Here is a 23981-nt window from a genome sequence, read left to right on the forward strand (position 1 = left end):
GAGTGGGCTTTTTATTACCTATTTATAATATTTATAGTTAAGACTCTAGTTATATATGAAATTTTATTTGATGTATGGTAAATAAATTATAATGATTAGGTGGTAATTATTTTCCATGATTATCACTCAAATACTGCTTGGTTTTCTCGTTCTTCCTTTTTCTTGAATTGTTTGATAATTGTTTTTTGTTTTTAATAAACAATAAGTTACTGCTTTTTTATATTTCTGATTATGAAAAATCTCTTTTAGATTAATGGGTTGGATAATTTCATGTAAGCGAGTTGTTTCATAATACTTGTGAGGTAGGTCATATTTTTAGCGATAAGATTAAAATAATTAAATTTTGTAATAATACGTTTTGACTTTGACCTGTAGTGTTTAATTAAAGAGAAAGAAATTTTAATTATCGAATAGAAAATTATCTTATTAACTTCATTGTTATTTAATTGCTTTTAAGGGATGGAACTATTAATGAAAAAGCTTGCTTTAATTACAGGGTCAAAGGGCGGCATCGGCTCAGAAATTTCCTCTAAATTAGTTGTAGACGGATATCGTGTGATCGCGACATATTTTACAGGAAATCATCAATGTGCATTGGATTGGTTTAATGAAAAGCAATTTACTGAAGAACAAGTGAGATTGTTTGAATTAGATGTGACCAACACTGCTGAATGTGCGTTGAGCTTAAGCAAGTTGTTAGAAGAAGAAGGCACAGTCGATGTATTGGTCAACAATGCGGGTATTACACGTGACAGTGTCTTTAAGAAGATGGATGCCGATGCTTGGAAAGACGTGATTGAGACTAATCTCAACAGCCTTTTTAATGTGACTCAACCTCTGTTTGCACCTATGTGCGAAAAGGGCAATTGTCGAGTGATTAATATTTCATCAGTGAATGGCCTGAAAGGGCAATTTGGACAAACCAATTACTCTGCAGCGAAAGCTGGAATGATTGGTTTCTCTAAAGCTTTGGCTGCGGAAGGTGCTCGTAGTGGAGTAACAGTAAACGTGATTGCCCCAGGTTATACAGCAACCCCGATGGTTGAACAAATGAAGCCAGAAGTGCTTGATTCAATTAAAAACCAAATCCCAATGAGACGCCTAGCGATGCCTACTGAAATCGCAGATGCAGTCGGTTTTTTAGCCAGTGAATCTGGTGCGTACATTACAGGTGAAACACTGTCTGTGAATGGCGGCTTGTACATGCACTAATGGATGAACTGAGGAGATGAAATGATGGAAAAAGTATTCATTGTTGCAGCAAAGCGTACACCCATAGGCTCGTTCACAGGGGCGCTAAAAAACGTATCTGCGGGTGAGTTGGCCGGGGTGGTGATTAAAGGTGCACTTGAGGCGACGGACCTTCCGTTAGATGCGATTGATGAAGTGATAGTTGGTAACGTGATTTCGGCAGGTCAAGGTATGGGGGTTGCGCGCCAGGCTTCCATCTATGCAGGGCTTCCCGAAGAAACACCAGCATATGGCGTCAACATGATCTGCGGCAGTGGTATGAAATCTGTAATGGATGCGGCGGCGCACATTAGGGCGCAAGACGCAGAGATTGTTGTTGCTGCAGGTGTTGAAGTGATGTCTCAAATTCCTTTTGTTGTGCCAGCTAGCATTCGTAACGGGCATAAAATGGGTGATATCTCGGTGAAAGATCTGTTGGTTGGCGATGGCCTAACCGACGCGTTTAATCACTACCATATGGGCATGACGGCTGAAAACATCGCCAATACTTTGAACATTTCACGCCTTGCTCAAGATAACTACGCATTAGAAAGCCAACAGAAAGCAGTATCAGCAATAGAAGCGGGAAAATTTGATCAGCAAATCGTGCCTGTAGGAGTCAAACAACGCAGACAAACCGTCACCTTTGATACTGACGAGTACCCCAAGTCAGATGCAACATTTGAAGGTTTGCAAAAGCTGCGCCCAGCTTTTGACCGTGAAGGAACGGTAACCGCAGGTAATGCATCAGGCATTAATGATGGTGCGAGTGCGATTATCTTAGCGTCTGAATCTGCAGTCGCGAAATATGGCCTGACACCACTAGTAGAACTAGGCAGCTACGCACAATCTGGATTAGACCCAAAAATCATGGGATTAGGTCCGGTTGAAGCTGTTTCAAAAGCGCTAGACAAAGCGGATTTGACGCTCGAAGAAGTCGACCTTTTTGAATTAAATGAAGCTTTTGCTGCACAAGCTCTTGGTGTGATGTATCAGCTTTCAGAGCAACACGATTTACCGCTAGAAGCCTTCAAACCTAAGGTGAATGTCAATGGTGGCGCAATCGCGCTTGGTCACCCTCTAGGGGCATCTGGGAATCGAATTATTGTTTCACTTATCCATGAGATGCTTGCTCGAAAGACAACTTATGGCATTGCTTCACTCTGTGTAGGTGGAGGAATGGGAACCGCTGTTTTGCTTAAAGGTATTGAAGGTTAGAACCTGATATATCAATGGCAAGCTTAGCAATTTAACGAGGTTATTTTTCAAACATCGTAGCATAGCCAACGATGAGCCTTTATTGAAATGAGATACGCAAAAATTCATTAAACTATGTATTCATCAGGAGTTACTTATGTACACGGATATTTTTAAAACAATTACAGACCAAACTGAAAAGCAGTTCGAACCGTACTTGAAATTCAATAAGTTGGTGGCAAAGAACGTTCAAACAATGACTGAACTTCAAATGAATGCGTTGCAGACTTATACCGATATGGGTCTTGCACAACTGAAAGCAGTTAGTGAAATCAAAGATGTAAATAGCCTCACCGCTTTTAACGGCCAGCAACTAACGGCACTTACTCAATTGTCTCAACAAATGATGAGCGATAGCTCAAAACTGCAAGCTGCAGCAAAAGAGTTCAAAGAAGATGTTGAAACACTAACAACAGATAACTTGAAAACAGTTACGCCAGCATAAAACCAGTCGCCATCGAGCTACTACAGATTGGTCTGTACAGCACGGTGGCGATTTTCCGATTATTGGAGTCATGTTATGTTTCAACACTTCTTTTCGGACTACCTTGTTAAGCTTCAACAAACGAACCAGCAATGGTGGGAAAATTTTGAACAAAACAAGGAAGTCGCGCAATCTCCTCTGAATAAAGCGATGCAAGAACTGAATTTTGAAGATGCATCGAAAATTTTTGAGCAAGCCGCTAACCAACCCGCCGCTCTACTTCAGCTTCAAGCTCAATGGTGGGAGCAGCAGTTAAAAATATGGCAAAATACTGCGTTGATGGGCAACACCGAAAGTGTCATCACCGAAGACCGTGGTGACAAACGTTTTATCGATGAGGCATGGAAAAACGATCCGTTTTACAGCTTTATCAAACAGTCGTATTTACTATTCAGCAAGAGCTATATTGACACCATCAATTCTATTGAAGGCATTGATGAGAAAACCAAAGAGCGTGTGGCTTTCTTTTCGCGTCAGGCAATCAATGCATTGTCGCCAAGCAACTTTATCGCGACTAACCCAGAGTTAATGAAACTGACGCTTGAGCGAAATGGTCAGAATCTTCTCGATGGATTAGAACAGTTGCAAGCCGATGTCGAAGCGAGTGCTGATATACTTAAGATTCGTATGACCAACAATAATGCCTTCCGAGTGGGGGTTGATGTTGCGAATACAGAGGGCGATGTCGTCTTCCAAAACGAACTTTTTGAGCTAATTCAGTATTATCCGAAGACACCACAGGTGAATGCGACACCTTTATTGATCGTTCCTCCTTTTATTAATAAGTACTATATTCTCGACCTTCGTGAAAAGAATTCGATGGTACGTTGGTTGCTTGAGCAAGGGCATAGCGTATTCATGATGTCTTGGCGCAACCCGGGTGAAGCACAAAAAGACCAGAAATTTGGCGATTATGTAACAGAAGGTGTTGTTAAAGCCGTTACTGCGATTGAAGACATCACGGGCAAAGAGCATATTAACGCAGCTGGCTACTGCATTGGTGGTACGGTGCTGGCTTCGACTGTTGCTTACTACGCTGCCAAGCGAATGAAGAAGCGCATCAAAACGGCAACTTTCTTTACGACTTTATTAGATTTCTCTCAACCGGGTGAGGTTGGGGCGTACATCAATGAAACGATAATCAACGCGGTTGAGAAGCAGAATGATGCAAAAGGGTACATGGATGGCCGCTCGTTGAGCGTGACATTCAGTCTGCTTCGAGAAAACAGCTTGTACTGGAATTACTACATCGATAATTACCTCAAAGGTAGCAGCCCGATGGAATTTGACTTGTTGTATTGGAACAGTGATAGCACTAACGTGGCTGCGAAATGTCATAACTTCTTGCTGCGAGATCTCTACCTTGAAAACAAACTGGTTCAGGATAAAGGCGTCAAAGTGGGTGGAGTTTGGATTGATCTGAATAAGATCAAAATACCAAGCTACTTCATCTCGGCCAAAGAAGACCATATTGCTTTGTGGCAGGGCACTTATCGCGGAGCATTGAACACTGGTGGCAACAAAACCTTTGTTCTGGGTGAGTCTGGTCATATCGCTGGCATTGTTAACCATCCAGACAAAAAGAAATACGGCTACTGGCTGAACGACAATCTTGATGATTCTGCGGATGAATGGCTGAACAATGCAAATCACAACGAAGGTTCGTGGTGGACACACTGGGATCTGTGGCTACAGGGCTTTGAAACTGACGAAAAAATCGAACCTTTCAAGCAAGGCTCAGAACTTCACCCGGTGATAGGCAAAGCACCAGGCAACTATGTAAAACAGGTTCTGCCGATTGTCGATAAAGAGAAGGTTGATAAAGAGACCGCAGAGAAAGAAGCGCCAGAAAAAGAAGCTTAGGGTGTTAAGTCACATTCAATAATAAAGACATTCAACGTCAGATAATAAAAAAGCCACTGAAATAATCAGTGGCTTTTCGTATCAACTCATATCAGAAATAACTGGAAGGAGTTGATGTAATCTCAATTTCTAATCGATTTCTTTGTCTTTACCCATAGATAAAATCCAAAGAGATACGGCTGCAACACCTGCAAAGCCACCAAGAATGATAACTGGCATAGCACTGTAACCTAGGATATGCCAAATTACGCTCTCTAAAGTACTCATTCAATCGCTCCTTATTGCCAGCCTTCAACGCCGTGCATGTCTGGTAGTTTATGTGCGATACCTTTGTGACAGTCTACACATGTTTTTTCGCCAGAAGCTAGCGCAGTCGAGTGTTGTTTGGCACTACGAGGGCTCTGTTCTGAGAAATCCATGTAATCAAACTGGTGACAATTACGACACTCAAGTGAATCGTTCTTTTTCAATCGAGCCCACTCGCGTTCAGCTAGATGAGCACGACGCTCTTTGAACTTCTCTTCAGTGTTGATGGTTTTCGCAATAAAGTGTGCATACAATTCTTTAGATGCTTGAACTTTACGAACAATTTTATCTGTCCACTCGTGAGGTACGTGACAATCTGAACAGATAGCACGAACACCCGAGCGGTTGGAGTAGTGGATCGTTTCTTGGATCTCAGCAACAATTGGTGCGTGACAACCAGAACAGAACTCTTCCGTGTTCGTTGCCTCCATACCGGTGTTGAATGCACCCCAGAATAAAAGACCACCCGAGAAACCCAAGAATAAAACAACGCCTACCGCTGCTTTACTTGGCGTCGCCAGTCTTTTCCAAAACGCTTTAAGTAATTTTATCATGTATAGCCTCTCTTACCGTCCGGCTACGATTAACGCAGTGAATCTACAGGTTTGAACTCGTTCTCTACCAATGGTTTAGCATTAGCTTGAGGTACGTGACACTGTAGACAGAAGTAACGACGAGGTGATACGTCTGCAAGTACCGCATCTTCACGGTTCATGTAGTGAGTTACACTTACTTTAGTCGCACCCATTTCTTTTGCGTTTTTCCAGCTGTGGCAAGAAAGACACTTGTTCGCGTTCAGAGAAACTTCATAGCTACGAATAGTATGAGGTACTAGAGGTGGTTGGTATACGTAGTCGCTCTCTAACACTTGGTCACGAGGGAACTTTTTGAAGTCATCCGCTGCGCGAGTTGCTTCAAGTTCACTTGCGCCACGTAGAGACTCTACGCCACCAATGCCGCCTGGATTATCAAGCTCAGCTTGAGCTGCACCAGCTAGCAAAAGACCAGCTGATAGTAGGGCAGTAATCAGTTTTTTCATGGTTAATTTCTCCGCCTAAAGGCTAATTCTTTGAGTGGACTACTTCCTTCAAAAAGTGATGAAAAAAGTAGTCGCAATATTAAATACGTTAGATCTTGTATCTAGGTTCCGAAAGCAATTGGCGCTTAAGAAACCTTAGTGATCTTAACTGGACACTTCTTGTAATCCGTCTGTTTAGACAGAGGATCCGTTGCATCCAAGATCAACTTGTTGATCAGAATTCTTGCATCAAAGAATGGTACGAAAACCAAGCCTTGTGGTGGACGGTTACGACCACGAGTTTCAACACGAACGCGTACTTCGCCACGTTTGTTTTCGATAAGAACTTCATCACCACGGCGCAGGCCACGAGCTTTTGCATCAGCAGGGTGGATGTAACAAAGCGCATCCGGTACTGCTTTGTAAAGTTCTGGTACACGACGAGTCATAGTACCTGTATGCCAGTGCTCTAGAACACGACCTGTACATAGCCACATGTCGTATTCATCGTTTGGTACTTCAGGTGGTGCTTCGTATGGTGCGTTGATGATCAGTGCTTTACCATCTGGCTTACCGTAGAAGTCCCAATCAGAACCTTTCTTCGCGTATGGATCTGAACCTTCTTTAAAGCGCCATAGTGTTTCTTTACCGTCAACAACAGGCCAACGTAGACCTCGAACTTGATGGTAGCGATCGTATGGTGCTAAATCGTGACCGTGACCTCGACCAAAGGCAGCATATTCTTCGAATAGACCTTTTTGAACATAGAAACCTTGAGCTTGTGCGTCGTCGTTAAGCTCTTGAGCTTCAGACAATGGGAACGCATCAACGTTGCCGTTTTTGTAAAGCACGTCATACATCGTTTTACCACGGTGCTCAGGTGCTTTAGCTAGAAGCTCTTCGCCCCAAACTTCTTCGACAGTGAAGCGTTTTGAGAATTCCATGATTTGCCATAGATCAGACTTAGCTTCACCTACGGTTTTAACTTGTTGGTACCATGCTTGTGTACGACGCTCTGCGTTACCGTAAGCACCTTCTTTTTCGATCCACATCGCTGTAGGAAGAATAAGGTCAGCCGCTTGAGCTGTTGCTGTCGGGTATGGGTCAGAACATACAATGAAGTTGTCTGGGTTGCGGTAACCTGGCAGACGCTCAGTGTTGATGTTTGGACCCGCTTGCATGTTGTTGTTACACATTACCCAGTACGCGTTGATCTTACCGTCTTTAAGCATACGGTCTTGAACAACAGCGTGAGCACCTGGTTTCGGTGGGATAGTACCTTCTGGAAGTTTCCAGATGTCTTCTGCAATCTTACGGTGTTTAGGGTTAGCAACCACCATATCTGCGGGCAGACGGTGAGAGAACGTACCAACTTCACGAGCTGTACCACACGCAGATGGTTGGCCAGTAAGTGAGAATGGGCTGTTACCTGGAGTAGAAATCTTACCTGTAAGAAGGTGGATGTTGTACACAAGGCTGTTCATCCAAACGCCGCGAGTATGTTGGTTCATACCCATAGTCCAAAGTGACATTACTTTGATGTTTGGATCGGCATATTGCTTAGCCAGCTTGATCAGATCTTCTTGAGAGACGCCTGACATTTCAGAGGCTTTTTCAACTGTGTATTCAGCAACAGAAGCTTTGTACTCTTCGAAAGTGATTGCAGTCATGGCGCCTGAGTTAGGGTTTGCTGCTGCTTTCTGTAGAGGATCGTCATCACGAAGGCCGTAACCGATGTCTGTTGTTGCTTGCTTGAAGTTCGTGTGCTTATTTACGAAATCCCAATTTACTGCATCGTTTTGAATGATGTAGTTTGCGATAAAGTTAGCAATCGCAAGATCTGATTGAGGTTCGAAGATGTAACCTGTGTCTGCAAGCTCGAAAGAACGGTGGTAGTAAGTAGACAGTACGTTTACTTTAACGTGTGGGTGGCTTAGACGGCGGTCTGTAATACGAGTCCATAGTACTGGGTGCATTTCTGCCATGTTTGAACCCCACAGTACAAATGCGTCTGCGTGTTCAAAGTCATCATAACAACCCATTGGCTCATCAATACCGAAAGTACGCATGAATGCACCAACCGCTGAAGCCATACAGTGACGAGCGTTTGGATCGATGTTGTTTGAACGGAAACCCGCTTTCATCATCTTAACGGCTGCGTAGCCTTCCATTACTGTCCATTGACCTGAACCGAACATACCAACACCCGTAGGGCCGTTCTTTTTCAGAGAAGCTTTCCATTTCTCAGCCATTACGTCGAACGCTTTGTCCCAAGATACTGGTGTGAAATCACCATCCTTATGGAATTCACCGTCTTTCATACGTAGAAGAGGAGTTTCAAGACGATCTTTACCGTACATAATTTTTGAAAGGAAGTAGCCTTTAATACAGTTAAGGCCTTTGTTTACAGGTGCTTCTGGGTCGCCTTGAGTTGCGACTACTTTGCCGTTTTGAGTACCTACTAGTACTGAACAGCCTGTACCACAAAAACGACAAGGCGCTTTATCCCACGTGATTTTTGTTTGATCAGAGCTAGCAATCAGATTGGTTGCTGTTGCTGGTAGTGTTACACCTGCAACGGCTGCCGCTGATGCAGCTGCGTTTGCTTTCACAAACGCGCGTCTTGTCATTTTCATACTTCACCCTCAAGTTGAGAATTATTGCTTCCAGTTTCTAAATCCGTTTCGTCGAGTTCAGTTTCGATTTGGTGGTAAACCAAAGCTGTCCCTAAAACGTTCTTAATGTTATTTATTGCTTCGATGGTATCCGTTACAAAACCTTGGTTTTCGGTTTCTAGGACCACGATGATCTTGCCTTCAGGGCTGTCTCCGAAAATCTCGGCGTTGTCAAATTGTTCGATTTCAGCTTTGATCTCGTTTAGGTGCTCTGGGCTCACATGCACGACTAAACTTGATATATGCACTTCATTTAGTGCCATAAATTGCTCTCGTTATTTTTGTTTTATGCATTACTCACAAGGATAGCTGAAGTAGGGCAAACTGCTACGCAAGCTCCACAACCGTTACACTCATTTAACTCGATTTTTGGTAGAGCAACACTGCCTGCTCTAAGTTGAAATTGAATGGCCATAGGTTCACACATGTCACCACAGCTTCGGCATTCAACATTTTGTTGGGCTAAGCATTTATCAGAGATATTTGCTTTAGCCAGCCAAGGCGTCTCTTCCTTGGGCTTGAAAATGGGTTCAGGACAAACGTCAGCACACTGATAACAAAACGTGCATTCGTCTTTAGAAAAGTCGACAGTAGGAAAACCACCGTCGCCAACAATGATGATGTGACTCTCGCAACTTTCGATGCATTTACCACAACGTGTACAATCATCTGCGAAGCTTTCTAGGCTTTTTATCCAAGGCAAACGAATCTGGCTTGAATCTACTTTTCGCCTAGAAAATAGGCGGCGTTTCGATAGGTCTACCACTGATTGCCTGCTAATGTTGCTAAGATGTTGTAATTGTAGATCATTGTTTTGTTAATATCTTGTCATTTATCCTCACAAGTAGTGTAGTTTTAGAAATATTTGTATAAATACCCCTTAAGGGCTAAATGGGATCCTATATTGTCTTAGATCAATAAATTACGAAGCGTTTGGTCACATATTGAATGGAGCTCTGTTTTTTGATGTGTGACAATAGGTTTCCGCTAGCCACTAATCTTTACCTAGGACATTGCTTTTGCTTATTAAACCGGTTTCATCTGTAACAAGTACAATAGCGAAATCTCTGCTATTTATATTGCTTCTTTCGGTTGCTACTACAGGTTTTGCAATCTTCACATTGGCGTCTAGTCTCAACGATGCAGAAGCAGTCAACGTGGCAGGCTCTATGCGTATGCAGAGCTACCGTTTAGCGCATGATATTCAAATAGAATCAGTTGATTACGATTCTCACATTCATGAATTTGAAAAATCTTTGTATTCGCCTTCAATGGCTGAATTGGTTAGCTGGGATGTACCAACAGACATAACGGAAGACTATTATTTAATTATTGGTCGTTGGCATGAGCTTAAGCGGGTATTGAATAGTGAAGACAGAAAACATTATTTAGTTTTAGTTGAAAATTTTGTTGCCGAAATTGATGGCTTTGTTTACAAGTTACAAGAGTACTCAGAATACAAATTGATAAAATTGGCGTGGGCTGGGGGAATCGGTCTAGGTGGCATTCTGGTCATATCTCTTTTTGTTGTTCATTTTGTTCGTAAACAAGTTGTTAAACCTTTACACGCGTTGGTTCGAGCAAGTCAGAGAATCAAAAACCGAGACTTTGAGGTTCAGTTAAACATTACGAGTAACAACGAACTGGGTATTTTGACCAAAACCTTTAACTCTATGGCCAAGGATTTAGGTGCTCTTTATCGAAATCTTGAGGATGTTGTTGACGCGAAAACAATAGAACTGCAAAACGCTAACCAATCGTTGCAGGCGCTTTATAATTCTTCACAAGAGTTGACCGTTACGCGTATCGCCCCAGAAAATTTTAGAGCGATTTTGCAGCACCTAGTTAGCCTTGAGGGCATTGAATCATTGAGGCTAGAGATTGTTGATAATTCAGGTCGCTCATTGGTCATGGACGAGGGATATGACTCGACTCAAGACTATGAAAAGTTCGAAATGAAGCTTGATGATAACGAACTTATTCTCGGTTATCTCTATTGCTCGTATCATCATGGGCATTCTACTAAGGCATTGATTGAGAGCTTTATTCAACTGTTATCGAGAGCTATCTATTATAATCGAGCTCAAAAGAAAGCTGAGCAACTGATTATTATGGAAGAACGGGCGACGATCGCTCGTGAGCTACACGATTCCTTGGCTCAATCATTATCGTATTTAAAGATCCAAGTGACGCTATTGAAGCGTGTTATTGGTAAACTACCCGAACAAAAGCACCGCGAGCAGTCTGAACAAATAGCGTCAGAGATCGGTAATGGTATTGCAGGTGCTTATACTCAATTAAGAGAGTTGCTCACTACGTTCAGGTTAACGATAAAAGAGGGTAACTTTGGAGATGCTTTGAGTACCATGCTTGAACAACTCAGTGAAAGAACGGATGCGAAGATTAACCTAAACAATAATCTTTCATCCATTGAACTTGATGCTCATAGTCAGGTTCATTTGCTTCAGTTGATTCGTGAAGCAACAATAAACGCCATAAAACACGCCAATGCTGACTTGATAGATGTATGCTGTATCGATGAGGACGGTGAAGTGTTAGTCGTGATTAAAGATAATGGAGACGGCTTTGACTCAAGTAGTTCCAAAATGAACCACTATGGGATGAGCATTATGCAGGAGCGTGCGGCAAGACTGAATGGCGACTTATCGATTGAAGCAGCTCAAGGTGAAGGCTGTACAGTCATATTGAAATATAAAAGTTTGAAGGAAGTTAAAGTTGACGATTTGTAAAGTAATGCTGGTTGATGATCATCCATTGATGCGCAGAGGTATAAGCCAATTACTGAGCTTTGAAGACGAATTCGAAGTGATTGCAGAAGCGAGCAACGGCACTGAAGCAGTTGCTCTTGCTCATGAAGAAGAACCTGATTTGATCCTTCTTGATCTTAATATGAAGGGCATGTCAGGGTTAGATACCTTGAAAGCACTTCGTACTGATGGCTCTAGCGCTAACATTGTCATTCTAACAGTATCAGATAGCCCCGCAGACATCGAAGCTATCGTAAAAGCGGGCGCTGATGGTTACTTATTGAAAGACACTGAACCAGATGAACTCATTGAATTGCTTAAGCAAGCGCATAGTGGTGATAAAGCCTACAGCAGTGTTGTATCTCGCTACTTAAATGATGCTGAGAGCCGTAACGACATCTTCGACCAACTAACTGAGCGTGAAATGCAGATCCTTCAAGAAGTTGCGAAAGGTTATCGTAACAAGCAGATCGCAGACCATCTGTTTATTTCTGAATCGACAGTTAAGGTACATATGAAGAGCCTTCTTAAAAAGCTGCAAGTGCCTTCTCGTACTGCCGCGACGGTTCTGTATCTAGAACGTTATGGTGAAATGAAGTAGGGCTTATTCTTTTGAAGTAAAACTATTTCAAGCCGTATTGTTTATTTCAAATGTAGGATCAAATAACATGAGCTTATTACGATAATCTCTCACGATACTTCGAATGATATTGAACTGTGACATTAAAAAAGGCGCTGAACTTACTAAGTTCAGCGCCTTTTTATTAGGGCATTTTATATCCAAATAATCATGTCTGTTTTACTGACAATTAAGCTGCCATTGGTACTAGAACAAGCGTACCGAAGATCACCGTGATAAGACCACAGATTACTGGTACTGAAGTACGTTTAACGACTTCAAACGGGCTGATTTTACCCATGCCAGAAGTCGCTACAATTACACCCGAAACAGGAGAAATTGTACGGCCTAAGTTAGACGCTTGAAGCATTGGGATGATTAGGAACGCAGGGTTCAAGCCCATTTTCGCAGCAAGTGACGGAGCCAGTTCTACGAATGCATAGAATGGCGCGTTACCAGAACCTGTCGCGATAGCAGCAGCAACTGTTAGACCAGTCAGGATAAGCATTAATGCGATACCGCCAGCGCCAGCTGATTCAGCAAGGCCGATTAGGTTATCAATTGCACCGATAGACATTAGGCCCTGAGCAAATACACCCGCCGCAACCAACAGCATTACTACGCCTTTAAATGCTTCGGCCATACCTTGGTAGCAAGAATCTAGGTCTTCTAGTGTTTTTTCGCCGTCAAACTTCTTCACAACGTAATCGATAACAGCGCCCACGAAAATTGAACCTACTACGATGGTGTAGATATCAAGTGAAAGGCCCGGAATGGTACGACCGTTGAATAGAAATACTCCAAAAATAGGTAAGAATGGAAGAGCAGCATAAAAAGCCGGCGCATTCGTTTCAATTTCTGAAACGTCTACTTTTTCCATTGGCGTGTTTTCTTTCTTATCTAGGTACTTGTTCCAGAAGAAAGCGGCACCAGCCATCACAATGATTGCACATATTGAAACAGGCAGTACCGTTTGAACAGCAAACACATCAAGAGACATACCTGATTTTTCTGCTGCGATAACCACATCACCCGACGTTGGTGAAAGAATGATTGCTGCAGGTGATGCACAAACCGCCACCGCTGCTGGACGAGAAATACCCATTGCCGTCATCATTGGGAATAGGGTCGCCATCAATAGCACGCCAAGGCCTGTTGCAGAACTTACTGCTAGAGACATTAGACACGCTACGATGTAAGCCGCAACAAGAAGTACGTATGGAGATTTGATAGCAGCAAGCGGTTTAGAGAATTGTTTTACTACCACATTGTTTGCGCCGATATGCGTCATGTAAGAAGCAAAGCCACAAAGAAGCATGATTTGCATGCCTAGGCCGCCTCCACGGTACTGAAGCATGTACTTAACGAATTCTAGTGAGTCGGTAACCATGTTACCTGTTGAAGCGACCTTAGCGGGTAAGACTGTGTGACCTATAAGGCCAGTAATAAGAAGTAGGGCAAGGCCAGCTGTCAGTAATACACCTGCCGCTTTATAGCCTTTCACAATAAAGTAACCAACAGCGATAGTAATCACTAATCCGATCAAGAGCTCTAACATAGAAATCTCCACAAAGTTTAAAAAAATATAAGAAAGTGTTTCAGAATATGACAATGAATGTACAGAAAACTGCACTGTGGCACGAGGCATAGTTGAGGTTGATATGATCTAAGACAAACATTTTCTTTGATGTTAATTGTGGTTGTAAATCGTGATTAACTACTGTTGTTTAGATGTTAATAAACAAATTTTGTAGCTCGTTAGAATATAACTTGGATCACCTTTGGTTATTCTAGTTGCATATGTAGGCGTTGTTTTATAAATCGCGAGTGGTTTTTGTACTTTGGAAGGAAATGTGTAACGAAGTGGGTATTTATCGGAGTAAAGAGGTGAGAATCTTCGCTTTTAAGCTTACTTAGCTTTGAAGCTTATTTACGTTTAAAGATTACTTATGTTTAACGCTTACTTATTTCCCTTAAGTAAGCGCTAAAACACAAGCTGGCACTAAAATATAATTAGAATAGCGAGCGAGTTTAGTTCATATCAACGTCAGGAGTGTCATTTGAATACGTTGGCAGCTCAGAACAGACGACCTTCTTACAAAAATGAATCATCCCATAACGCGTCACCAGTAAAAACTCTTCTCTATTTAATGGAATGTAAGGCATGGCGTCAGAAGAAAGGGTAGACCCTTCACTTATCATCACCTTTTCGTAAAACGACAACTCGCGATTCGGGATGATTTGCTGGTGTTGGTTCTCATCCAGTGAGATGTCGTGTTGAGTGACAGAGTAAGATCCTGATGACGTAAAGCCGACTTGCTTAGTTGATACGTACAATAAGTCATAACTGTCATTCTTCTTAAACTCGATATTAATAGCAGACTGGTTATGAATCATATTATTGGATGGGTTAATAATCGATGCTGTATTTGCTAAATAATGCCCTTCAAGGTGTGACTTGGGAATAAAGGTAGAAACCCAGCCGACTAATACGCCAAGCAGTACCACAAAAATTGCTGTATTCGTTTTATTATTCACAAGTCACTCCTTTAAATCCGGCAGGGAAGCTCAGAGATTTTCCTGAATTATCGATGATGATGTTTCGTCCCTTATATTCATAAAGCGTCACGTTGAATAACTCATTAAAAGTGAATTCGTCGGATTCGATTTTACAAGAGATAAAATGCTGACCAACGAGATCTTCGCCTAGGCTGTTTCTATCTAAATAAGAAAACAAATAATGGGATAAACCCGCAGTCACTACAAATAATGCCACCAGTGCTAATAGACGGTTTGTATTTTTCGTAGCGGCCGCTGTCTTGGTTGTTGAGCTTTCTGTCGCTGTACTGTCTTCAGGTTGTTTCGTTTCTTGTTTTGGTTGAGATTGAATTTTACGCAGCGCGCGTTCTTTGTCTTGTGTCACTTGTCCTGCAAACCGGTATCCTTTACCGCGCTCAGTGACGATGATCATCCCGCTCTTATCTTCTAACGCTTTTCGGCAAATCGAGATGGTTTGCATTAGGCTACCATCTTCAACGTAGATACCTTTAGACACCCACACCTGTTCAATAAGAACTTGGCGAGTGATCACCTCATTGGGTCTCGAGATAAAAAACTTAAGTAGCTCTGATTCATTAGAGCCTATTGGGTAGGTACGGCCCGTCTTAAAGTGATGGATTTCACTCTCTTCTAAATTGACCTGTATATCATCATTGATAATAAATTCAGCAGACATCTGGGTTCTCATTGTAATAAGCGTTCTAACCTAAATATAACAAATCTCACAACAAACATAAACTTGCTAACTTCATCGTCTTTGATGTTTAAGTGTCTGAATTTATGTCGATTATTAACGTAATTAGATTTCCTTATATACCTTTTTGAGGTTGTTTCATGCGGTTTCAGGTGCTTGCCGTTAGTAGCTATTGGATCATTAACGGGTGACGCTGATTTAGTGGGTGTGGGTTAATTGCTCAAATTTCTTACGTAGTTTTATCAACGTGTCATTCCAACTCTGTGTTGCCTTGCTCTCTACGAATGAAAAGTCGAACTTACCTTCGACTCAATCGGCAACTCAAATAACGATAAATCGCATGACCACACCAGTTAAATGCGAAAGCTACGAAGGAGCTGTTTTGAAAGAATTCAATAAGCCATATATATGTGGACTAATTACGCTTGCCTTACTCGGCTGTCAGTCTGAAGACTCGACTCAAGAGGCCGTTTCGGTATTGGTTCCCTACAACATTAATGAACTACCAAAACCAAACGATGGGTATGGGTATGACGACGATGGAACAATATCCGGTGTCGGTGAACACGCTGTGACGATGTCATCTAAGAATGACGCCTATTATCAGGACTACAACAATTCATACGCAGCCCTAGACGGCTGGGGACTTTGTGCGGAACCGATTTTAATTCCTCTACAAAGTGTTAATTCAGATAAGCGTTATCCACTCAATAACGAAACCTTAGCCGGGAATGTTGTATTAATTGATGACCTAACAGGCGAAGAAGTTGTCACTCAAATATCCGCTGATGGTTCCAATATTAAAATTCAATGTGAATCAGGCTTAGCTGAGAGTCGTACTTATTCGATTGTAGTAACGGATGGGGTAAAAACTGAATTTAATGAGCCTTTAAAAGCAGATGCTAGCTTTGATGATTTGATTTATTCAGAAGTTCCATTAAATAACGAAAAAGAAGAAGTGCTTCAAGAGCAAGTATTGAGCGCTATTGATTCATATTATGCGTTATATCCAGATAAGGGTATTCCTGTATATGCCGCGCAATTTAAAACTCAGAGTACTTATTCCCCTCTGGATGTAATGAGAAATAATCACGTTAATTTCCATACTAAATTTTTAGATGGCGTTGAAAAGGTTCGCGAGTTTAATAGTGACTACAGCCAATACTCTAAGAAGTTAAGAATACCGTCTTATCTGCCTTTTACTCAAGAAAGAGAATCTGAGTGCACCATCGATGAGTTTGATCCTAAAGAAAACTGCCCTCCATTATACGAATGGATTACCAATACTGAAGGTGGTTTCCCGACCGCTGCAATGCCAGAACCAAAGGTAATAGAATTTCTTGAAATAACGGCTGATATCTATGTTCCAAATGACTGGGACTGGAGTAAAGGTGAACAATTACCGACCGCGATCTTTATTCACGGCGTTACTGCGGAACGCGGTACTGCCTCTTTGATGGCTGCGGAATATACAAAAAAAAGTTACGCCGTTGTTGCTATCGATATGCCATATCACGGGGAACGAATACGCTATGACAACACTGATACTGACCCTAATGATGACGAAGAAACAGGAGTAGAAATTAGTGCTCGAGCAAACAAGGCGTTCTTTATTAATATTGATTCCCCTTTGGCACTTCGTTCTAACCTCCAGCAGTCTGTTTCTGACTTTCTGGGTCTTCGTTATGCGCTAAGCCAAGAAGATTGGGTGAAAAGAGATGATGTCCACTTAATTGGGCAATCGTTGGGAGGAATCATGTCGGTGATGGTAAGTGAATTCAGTCAAGCGTCTCGAGCACTTACGGCTAACTCAGACTTTACTTTCAACACTGTAAACTTTGTTGTTCCGGGACAGGGGCTAACTAACTTGGTTCTGTCCTCTCAAACCTTAGGCCCTGAAATGTCAGAAGGGGTTAAGAAATCCCCAGATGTTCAGCGCGGCATTGCTGAAACGGTGATACCAGATACATGTACAACAGAAGCAACGAATCAGCAGTGCATTGAAGCGCTTCGTGATTTTGTCGCACTTTCAACAGATAACGCGCTGCTTGTTAGTCAGCTAGAGGATGACATCTTCGATTTGGTTGTGACAGACCTTAAACAAGGGGTCCAAGCAACAATTGATAGTGCTGACCCTGCGAGCTTTATCTCTCGCCAAGTCGCTGCTGAGCAGCCAACTCTTTTGTTAGCTGCCGTTGGAGATTGCGGGGAGACTTGTGACGTTGGTGTTGACTATGTCCCAGATAGCGTAATTCCCAATACCGCGCCAGGTAACATTCGTACTGGTACTGAACCACTGATTACTGCGCTTGGCTTAGACCCAATAACAGGCACATCAGAAAATATTAATGAAAAGCGTGGAGCAGTACGAACCACAACCGGCGGGCATGGTACGTATCTGTTCCCCTATGGAGGTCCCGTTGATGAAAATGGCTTACCGGGCACACCAGGTGAAAACATGTCAGACGTTCGTGAAGCGGTGGACACTCAACAAATTGCCGTTGCTTCTATGGTAATGAGTGACGGTGCAGTAGTCGTCATTAATAACGAAGATCACATCGAAACCGAGGTGCCTCAAGATGAAGAATAAATTCTTACTGAGCACTGCCGCTGCTCTTGTCCCTTGCCTGACTAATGCGGCTGGCTTTCAACTTAACGCGCAGTCTGCAACCGGGTTAGGTCGTGCATTCGCCGGTGATGCAGTGATGGCAGATAGCGCGGCAATTGTTGCTAAAAACAGCGCTGCGATGGCTTACATCGAGCAACCAACACTCTCTGTCGGCGCTATCTATATCGATAGTGGTATTGATGTGTCTAGCGTTAGCTACACACCAATGATTGGTGATACTGAAATGTTAGATGACCAATCATTAGACGCAGGGACATTAGTTCCGAACATTCATTATGTACATCCAATCGAAGACTCTAAGTTCACTCTGGGGGCGACGGTGCACTCTAATTTTGGTACCGACGTAGAATTTGATAACTCGTTCGAAGCGGATGAGTTTGGAGGAAAAACGGCGCTTTCCAGTATCAATGTGGGTTTCGCTGTGGCTTACGAGTTGTCTAAAAAAATCAACTTAGGCGCGGGTATTGATGTTATCTACGGTGAAGGTGAAATTCACCGTAAGAACCTACTCGATGTTGATGCCGATGGCTTTGGTTTAGGTGCCAATGTGGGTGCAACGTACCAAGTTAATGAACGCAATAAATTTGGTATTACCTACCGTTATAGTCCAGATATCGAAGTGGAAGGTGACATCACGAAAGGAGGCGTAGCGGCTGACAAAATGAATGTTCCGTTACCAGACACATTAGAGTTTTCTGGCTGGCACCAACTCAACGAGCAATGGGCCCTCCACTACAGCCTGCAATGGGTGAATTGGTCTGAATTTGATGCATTAACGTCTGAATCTTATGACGGTTCCATTAAAGAGTATCAATGGAAAGATGCAGGGCATGTTTCGGTTGGTGGTACTTACACCATGACGAAAGACATCGTTCTACGAGCGGGTTATATGTACGACATTTCCCCAACTGATGAACTTACATCGTTATCAATTCCTGATGTTAACCGTCATTGGCTCACGGTCGGAGGGACATATAACTTCACGGCTGCCAGTTCTGTGGATATTGGTGTCGGATTTATCATCGGAGAATCACAAGATATTGACGAAAGCCTGACGACGATCCCAGGAACGAGTTCCAATATAACTGCTGATGTAACTGCCGATGCTCTCTTACTCGGTGTTCAGTATCAGCATCGTTTTTAACTTTTACTTTGGAGTTCAGAACGTAAAAATTTAGGAATCATATAAAAATTGCAGGGCTCGACAGTGAGTTGAGCCCTTTTCTCATTATTAGCTGTTTTAGCATTATTTAAATAGCTGGAAGCTCATTAAGTAAGAAATAGCTGCTTAGAAAAACGTTTTAATTCAGACGAATTCAACGGTTATGGTTATTAAAAATGAAATTTACAAAGCTTAGTAAAACAATCTGTTTGGCACTGTTTGCCTTACATATCTCTCCATCGTTTGCCCAAGACTCAAACTTAATTCCTGTGACTATCGAAAAAGTTCACAAACAAGCATTCACTTCTTCAATCAACGAGGTTGGCAAAATCAGGGCAACGGATTCTGCTGCATTGACATTTAGTGCCTCCGACAAAATTCTTAATATCCATTTCAAAGATGGAGATCCAGTTAAAAAAGGCGAACTGATCGCCCAGTTGGACAATACCAAAGCGAAAGCCGATTTAGACAAAGCAAGAAGCTCTCTAGCGTTAGCAAAGTCGAAATTAAAGCGTGTACAAGAATTACTAAAGAAACAGCCTGACTCGATGTCTCAACAAGATGTGGAAGAACTGGGCGAACAGGCGAACCTAGCCGCAGCTGATTTCCGTCAGAGAGAAGCGCTGATGAATGACTATTTATTGGTAGCGCCATTTGATGGGCAGCTAACTAACTTCACTCACTCAGTGGGCAGTAAGATTGATAGCGCAACCGCGTTGGTCAGTTTGATCAAACTCGATCCTGTTGAAGTTCAGTATTCCATTGGACAGTCGGATTTGGGCAACGCAAAGCTTGGGCAGAATGTTTCCATCCAAGTTGATGCATTTGTTGATGAAGCGTTTTCTGGCGGGGTGGATTACATTGCGCCAGCGGTGGACGAAAGCTCAGGTCGTGTAGAGGTGCACGCGCACGTGACTAACCCAGAGCATCGCTTAGTTCCGGGTATGTTTGCCAAAGTAAGTCAGATGACCAGCGAAGATTCAACGCAGATGGTGGTTTCTCAAAACTCCGTTCAAGCCAAAGATACAGAGCGCTTTGTTTGGGTCGTGAATGGTGAAAAGATCGATCAACGCATTGTCGAATTAGGTGTGAATACTAACGATGGTTACGTTGTAGTAGAGAAAGGCTTGAAGCTTGGCGATAACGTCGTTGTGACGGGACAACAGAACCTCAAGAAAGCGTCGTTAGTTAAGGTCATGAACCCAAATACTGAGCAGAAAACCGTTGAGCTAGTAACTGAACCGACAAGCAAAGAGAACGCTCAACAGATCGCTGAACCTAAAGTAGAAAAGACCGTAACGCAGGTGGATGAACCACATCCGATTGAACCCTCGGTTGATTGGACGGAAGCATCGAAAGGTGTAGACGAAGCGATCAAGGAAAACAGCGAGCAAGCAGAGACCCGTGCGACTGTTGAGGATTCATCGAGCGAAACTCACAGTAAGGACACACTAAGCAAGGAAGCTGTAACGAAGGAGAATCTGAATGAAGCTTCCTGAGATTTGTATTAAGCACCCTGTATTTGCATCAGTTCTGAGTATCGCAATTGTCTTATTTGGCCTACTGTCATTTCAAAAGCTCTCGATCCAATATTTCCCAGAACATAAAACACCGTCGGCGACTGTAACCGCGGCGATCAACGGCGCGAGCGCTGAGTTCATGTCACGCAGTGTGGCAGATAAGCTTATTACCGCAGCAACGGGCCTCGACAGCGTGAAAACCATGACGACGGACTGTCAGGAGGGCACGTGTAATCTAAAAATCATCTTTGAAGATGACATTAATGATGTCGAATACACCAGCTTGATGAACAACCTGCGCAGCAGCGTCGAAGCGATTGGTGATTTCCCGCCGAGCATGACGGATAAGCCAACGGTCACGGATGACTCTTCTGACACCAGTATGCCGAGTAACATCATCACGTTTGTGAATACTGGCAAGATGTCTAAGCAAGATATGTACGACTACATTAGCCAGCAAGTCGTGCCTCAATTTAAGCATATTCAAGGTGTGGGTGGCATTTGGGGACCGTATGGTGGCAGCGAAAAAGCGGTGCGTGTTTGGTTGCAACCGGATCGCATGATGGCGCTCAATATGAGTGCATCCGATGTTGTTGGAACATTGAGTTCATACAACGCAACGTTTACTGCGGGTACGATTAAGGGGCAGGTTCGAGATTTTTCCATCAATCCAGTAAACCAAGTAACCAGCGTTGATGATGTACGAGACTTGGTGGTCCGTGTTGATGACGGCAAGATCATTCGTGTCGGTGATATTGCAGAAGTTAAAATGGGAGAAGAAAGCTTAACCCCGAGTATTCTTCGAGTCGATGACAACTTAGCGATGTCGATTCAGGTGTTACCGCTAAAAAGTGAAAACCCAGTTACAGTTGCGAATAAAGTTAAGAAACAAATTGATGTGATTCAGCCTCAGTTGCCAGAAGGTATTGAGATGAAGATGGTCTACAATCAAGCTGATTTCATTAAAACCGCAATTGATGAAGGCTTCATGACTTTAGTTGAAGCGATTGTTCTGGTTTCAGCAGTTGTGGTTCTGTTCCTTGGATCCTTTCGAGTTGCTTCAATTCCGATCATCACCATTCCTGTTTGCGTAATAGGCGTATTTGCCGTCATGCATTTACTTGGATTTAGCATCAACGTACTGACGATTCTCGCTATCATTCTCGCCATTGGTTTGGTGGTTGATGATGCGATTGTTGTGGCTGAAAACTGCTACCGTCATATCGAAGAGGGTGAAACGCCGTTCAATGCTGCAATTAAAGGGTGTCGAGAGATCGTATTTCCAGTGATTGCGATGACGCTGACTTTGGCCGTTGTTTACTTACCAATTGGCTTGATGGCAGGCCTAACCGCCGATCTATTCAGGCAGTTCGCGTTCACGCTTGCAGCAGCGGTGATCATCTCTGGGTTTGTGGCGTTAACGCTCTCACCAATGATGAGTGCTTACTTAATGAAGCCAGTATCAACCCCGGCGAAGTGGTATCAAAAAGTTGATGCGAAACTGAATGTGTTATCGGATTTATACACCAAAGAGTTAGGCAAATGGTTTGATCGTAAGGCTCTGATGAGTGGTATTGCTTTAGTGCTGATCGCTTTATCGGCCTTAGCGGTTTGGAAAATGCCTCAAGTATTGCTTCCAACGGAAGATACCGGTTTTGTTGAGGTGACCTCTACACCACCAACAGGTGTTGGGCGTCAATACCATCTAGATAACAACGCGCAACTTAACAATGTGTTCAAAGGTGATAGTTCAGTAGAAGCGAACCTATCTTACATTGAAGGTATACCGACCAATCACGTTCTTTTGAAACCTTGGGGTGAGCGCGATCAGTCAGCGGATGAATTGGTAAACGAGTTTATCGCTAAGGCACAAAGTTCAGTCTCTGCTTACGGCATGTCCTTCAAGGTTCGCTCAGCAGATAACTTGAACATTGCAACCAACATGATCCTTCAACTGACGACGGTTAACCGTGATACCACTGTGTTGTCTGAAACCGCGAGCGAAGTCGTTAAGGCGCTTGAGGATTACGAGGGCGTGACCAACATTAAGAACTCAATGCTGCGTGACCAGTTACGTTATGACTTGTCGATTGATCGCAATGCGATTGTATTGTCTGGTGTTGATTACGGTAACGTAACCAATGCGTTATCGACGTTCCTTGGTTCTGTTAAAGCCGCAGATTTGCAAGCGGACGACGGTTATACATACCCAATTCAAGTTCAAGTGAACCGAAGTGATCTTGGTGATTTCAAGGTGCTCGATAAGCTGTATGTGGATTCACAGTCGGGTCAAAGGCTTCCTTTATCTCAGTTTGTATCGATTAAACAAGTGACGTCGGAATCTAATTTCAAGACGTTCATGGGTAAAGACAGCGCTGAAATCACCGCGGACTTGATGCCCGGATATACGGCGAGCGACGTGAAGGCATACATTGATGACACGGTACCAAGCCTGTTGAAACCTGCTCAGAGCTACGAGTTCAATGGTGTAGTTAAAGATCTGGTTGATTCAACCGCGGGCGCACAAGTGCTGTTCGTATTGGCGTTGATTTTCATCTTCTTGATCTTGGCGGCGCAGTTTGAAAGCTTTGTTGACCCAATGATAATCTTGCTGACGGTTCCATTGTGTATTGTGGGCGCGATTTTGACGCTTTCGGTATTTGGTCAAAGCCTGAATATTTACTCGAAGATAGGATTGCTGACACTGGTTGGTCTCGTGACCAAACACGGTATTTTGCTGGTGGAGTTTGCCAACGAGAAACGTAAATCTGGCGCGAGTGCGAAAGAAGCGGCGATCAGCAGTGCGCGCTCAAGGTTACGTCCAATTTTGATGACCTCACTGACGATGATCCTCGGTTCATTGCCATTGGCATTGGCGGATGGCCCGGGTTCCTTAGGTCGAATCAATATTGGTTTGGTATTAGTCGGCGGTTTGACAGCCGGAACCTTCTTCTCACTGTTCTTAGTGCCAGTGGCTTACGTTGGTATGGCGAATCTAAAACAGATGGACATACTGACTCGGTTGAGAACGAAACCCGCATAACTCGCCATATAGATTGACCAGTTAATTGAAGTGAAAACTAAAACGCGCCTACCATGGCCATGGTGGGCGCGTTTGTATTTATTCTCTCAATTGCAGTGAATGGTTAGGAGAGTTTGTATCATTTAACATGGTGCGAAGCTGTCTAGAACTGTTC

19 protein-coding genes are annotated in these 23981 nt (G+C 43.1%); 10 read left to right on the plus strand and 9 right to left on the minus strand.

Annotated features, from left to right (window positions below):
• Positions 1-471 precede the first annotated feature (471 nt).
• From L8S15_RS19790 to phaC, 4 genes are all read left to right on the plus strand, one after another.
• Complete coding sequence (locus L8S15_RS19790; protein ID WP_010430111.1) at positions 472-1212, plus strand: SDR family oxidoreductase; 741 nt, start codon at positions 472-474, stop codon at positions 1210-1212.
• A 24-nt stretch (positions 1213-1236) separates the two neighbouring features.
• On the plus strand, positions 1237-2448 hold the full coding sequence (locus tag L8S15_RS19795) for an acetyl-CoA C-acetyltransferase (RefSeq protein ID WP_010430109.1): 1212 nt from the start codon (positions 1237-1239) through the stop codon (positions 2446-2448).
• A 136-nt stretch (positions 2449-2584) separates the two neighbouring features.
• Positions 2585-2932, plus strand: a complete 348-nt coding sequence (locus tag L8S15_RS19800; protein ID WP_280574810.1) for a phasin family protein — start codon at positions 2585-2587, stop codon at positions 2930-2932.
• A 75-nt stretch (positions 2933-3007) separates the two neighbouring features.
• Entirely contained in the window at positions 3008-4834 is a 1827-nt protein-coding gene (gene phaC / locus L8S15_RS19805; RefSeq protein ID WP_010430106.1) for a class I poly(R)-hydroxyalkanoic acid synthase, read from the plus strand.
• Positions 4835-4963: 129 nt separating this feature from the next.
• Here the strand turns inward: phaC and L8S15_RS19810 are convergent, their stop codons facing one another.
• From L8S15_RS19810 to napF, 6 genes are all read right to left on the minus strand, one after another.
• Positions 4964-5101: a TIGR02808 family protein gene (locus tag L8S15_RS19810; protein WP_010430103.1), complete on the minus strand. Its 138-nt coding sequence runs from the start codon at positions 5099-5101 to the stop codon at positions 4964-4966.
• Positions 5102-5112: 11 nt separating this feature from the next.
• Positions 5113-5694: a NapC/NirT family cytochrome c gene (locus L8S15_RS19815; RefSeq protein WP_010430100.1), complete on the minus strand. Its 582-nt coding sequence runs from the start codon at positions 5692-5694 to the stop codon at positions 5113-5115.
• A gap of 29 nt (positions 5695-5723) precedes the next feature.
• Positions 5724-6179 (minus strand): nitrate reductase cytochrome c-type subunit, encoded by a 456-nt coding sequence (locus tag L8S15_RS19820; protein WP_010430099.1) that lies wholly within the window; start codon positions 6177-6179, stop codon positions 5724-5726.
• Between the two features lie 125 nt (positions 6180-6304).
• Positions 6305-8794 (minus strand): periplasmic nitrate reductase subunit alpha, encoded by a 2490-nt coding sequence (gene napA / locus L8S15_RS19825; RefSeq protein ID WP_016785308.1) that lies wholly within the window; start codon positions 8792-8794, stop codon positions 6305-6307.
• The gene (locus L8S15_RS19830; RefSeq protein ID WP_010430075.1) at positions 8791-9096 is read right to left on the minus strand and encodes a chaperone NapD; all 306 of its coding nucleotides are present in this window, start codon (positions 9094-9096) and stop codon (positions 8791-8793) included. Before L8S15_RS19830 ends, napA begins: the two co-directional genes overlap by 4 nt.
• 23 nt (positions 9097-9119) lie before the next feature.
• On the minus strand, positions 9120-9599 hold the full coding sequence (gene napF, locus L8S15_RS19835) for a ferredoxin-type protein NapF (protein ID WP_010430072.1): 480 nt from the start codon (positions 9597-9599) through the stop codon (positions 9120-9122).
• Positions 9600-9852: 253 nt separating this feature from the next.
• Between napF and narQ the strand changes: the two genes are divergently transcribed.
• Positions 9853-11583, plus strand: a complete 1731-nt coding sequence (gene narQ / locus L8S15_RS19840; protein WP_010430070.1) for a nitrate/nitrite two-component system sensor histidine kinase NarQ — start codon at positions 9853-9855, stop codon at positions 11581-11583.
• Positions 11570-12202 carry a response regulator gene (locus L8S15_RS19845; protein WP_010430067.1) on the plus strand — a complete coding sequence of 211 codons (633 nt, stop codon included), beginning with the start codon at positions 11570-11572 and terminating at the stop codon, positions 12200-12202. Before narQ ends, L8S15_RS19845 begins: the two co-directional genes overlap by 14 nt.
• A gap of 208 nt (positions 12203-12410) precedes the next feature.
• On the opposite strand, the gene dcuC is transcribed toward L8S15_RS19845, so the two are convergent.
• From dcuC to L8S15_RS19860, 3 genes are all read right to left on the minus strand, one after another.
• Complete coding sequence (gene dcuC, locus L8S15_RS19850) at positions 12411-13778, minus strand: anaerobic C4-dicarboxylate transporter DcuC (protein ID WP_016788598.1); 1368 nt, start codon at positions 13776-13778, stop codon at positions 12411-12413.
• 473 nt (positions 13779-14251) lie between these two features.
• Positions 14252-14758, minus strand: a complete 507-nt coding sequence (locus L8S15_RS19855) for a hypothetical protein (protein ID WP_016785305.1) — start codon at positions 14756-14758, stop codon at positions 14252-14254.
• Positions 14751-15455 (minus strand): winged helix-turn-helix domain-containing protein, encoded by a 705-nt coding sequence (locus tag L8S15_RS19860; protein WP_016788597.1) that lies wholly within the window; start codon positions 15453-15455, stop codon positions 14751-14753. Before L8S15_RS19860 ends, L8S15_RS19855 begins: the two co-directional genes overlap by 8 nt.
• Positions 15456-15813: 358 nt before the next feature.
• Here L8S15_RS19860 and L8S15_RS19865 point away from each other — a divergent pair, with 358 nt between their 5' ends.
• The 4 genes from L8S15_RS19865 to L8S15_RS19880 all read left to right on the plus strand — a co-directional run bounded on the left by L8S15_RS19865 (position 15814) and on the right by L8S15_RS19880 (position 23827).
• On the plus strand, positions 15814-18063 hold the full coding sequence (locus L8S15_RS19865) for a lipase (RefSeq protein ID WP_280574815.1): 2250 nt from the start codon (positions 15814-15816) through the stop codon (positions 18061-18063).
• Positions 18053-19246, plus strand: a complete 1194-nt coding sequence (locus tag L8S15_RS19870) for an outer membrane protein transport protein (protein WP_280574817.1) — start codon at positions 18053-18055, stop codon at positions 19244-19246. Before L8S15_RS19865 ends, L8S15_RS19870 begins: the two co-directional genes overlap by 11 nt.
• 194 nt (positions 19247-19440) lie before the next feature.
• Complete coding sequence (locus L8S15_RS19875) at positions 19441-20763, plus strand: efflux RND transporter periplasmic adaptor subunit (RefSeq protein WP_280574818.1); 1323 nt, start codon at positions 19441-19443, stop codon at positions 20761-20763.
• A complete protein-coding gene (locus L8S15_RS19880; protein WP_280574820.1) occupies positions 20750-23827 on the plus strand; it encodes an efflux RND transporter permease subunit in 3078 nt (1025 codons plus the stop codon). Before L8S15_RS19875 ends, L8S15_RS19880 begins: the two co-directional genes overlap by 14 nt.
• The last annotated feature ends 154 nt before the right edge of the window (positions 23828-23981 follow it).

The sequence above is a fragment of the Vibrio sp. S/42/10 genome (genome assembly GCF_029890535.1).
Taxonomy (GTDB): domain Bacteria; phylum Pseudomonadota; class Gammaproteobacteria; order Enterobacterales; family Vibrionaceae; genus Vibrio; species Vibrio cyclitrophicus.

Bases quoted from the DNA above. Each gene is read 5' to 3' on its own strand.
- L8S15_RS19790 (WP_010430111.1), top strand. From the start codon at position 472: ATGAAAAAGCTTGCTTTAATTACAGGGTCAAAGGGCGGCATCGGCTCA.
- L8S15_RS19795 (WP_010430109.1), top strand. From the start codon at position 1,237: ATGGAAAAAGTATTCATTGTTGCAGCAAAGCGTACACCCATAGGCTCG.
- L8S15_RS19800 (WP_280574810.1), top strand. From the start codon at position 2,585: ATGTACACGGATATTTTTAAAACAATTACAGACCAAACTGAAAAGCAG.
- phaC (WP_010430106.1), top strand. From the start codon at position 3,008: ATGTTTCAACACTTCTTTTCGGACTACCTTGTTAAGCTTCAACAAACG.
- L8S15_RS19810 (WP_010430103.1), bottom strand. From the start codon at position 5,101: ATGAGTACTTTAGAGAGCGTAATTTGGCATATCCTAGGTTACAGTGCT.
- L8S15_RS19815 (WP_010430100.1), bottom strand. From the start codon at position 5,694: ATGATAAAATTACTTAAAGCGTTTTGGAAAAGACTGGCGACGCCAAGT.
- L8S15_RS19820 (WP_010430099.1), bottom strand. From the start codon at position 6,179: ATGAAAAAACTGATTACTGCCCTACTATCAGCTGGTCTTTTGCTAGCT.
- napA (WP_016785308.1), bottom strand. From the start codon at position 8,794: ATGAAAATGACAAGACGCGCGTTTGTGAAAGCAAACGCAGCTGCATCA.
- L8S15_RS19830 (WP_010430075.1), bottom strand. From the start codon at position 9,096: ATGGCACTAAATGAAGTGCATATATCAAGTTTAGTCGTGCATGTGAGC.
- dcuC (WP_016788598.1), bottom strand. From the start codon at position 13,778: ATGTTAGAGCTCTTGATCGGATTAGTGATTACTATCGCTGTTGGTTAC.
- L8S15_RS19860 (WP_016788597.1), bottom strand. From the start codon at position 15,455: ATGTCTGCTGAATTTATTATCAATGATGATATACAGGTCAATTTAGAA.
- L8S15_RS19865 (WP_280574815.1), top strand. From the start codon at position 15,814: ATGACCACACCAGTTAAATGCGAAAGCTACGAAGGAGCTGTTTTGAAA.
- L8S15_RS19870 (WP_280574817.1), top strand. From the start codon at position 18,053: ATGAAGAATAAATTCTTACTGAGCACTGCCGCTGCTCTTGTCCCTTGC.
- L8S15_RS19875 (WP_280574818.1), top strand. From the start codon at position 19,441: ATGAAATTTACAAAGCTTAGTAAAACAATCTGTTTGGCACTGTTTGCC.
- L8S15_RS19880 (WP_280574820.1), top strand. From the start codon at position 20,750: ATGAAGCTTCCTGAGATTTGTATTAAGCACCCTGTATTTGCATCAGTT.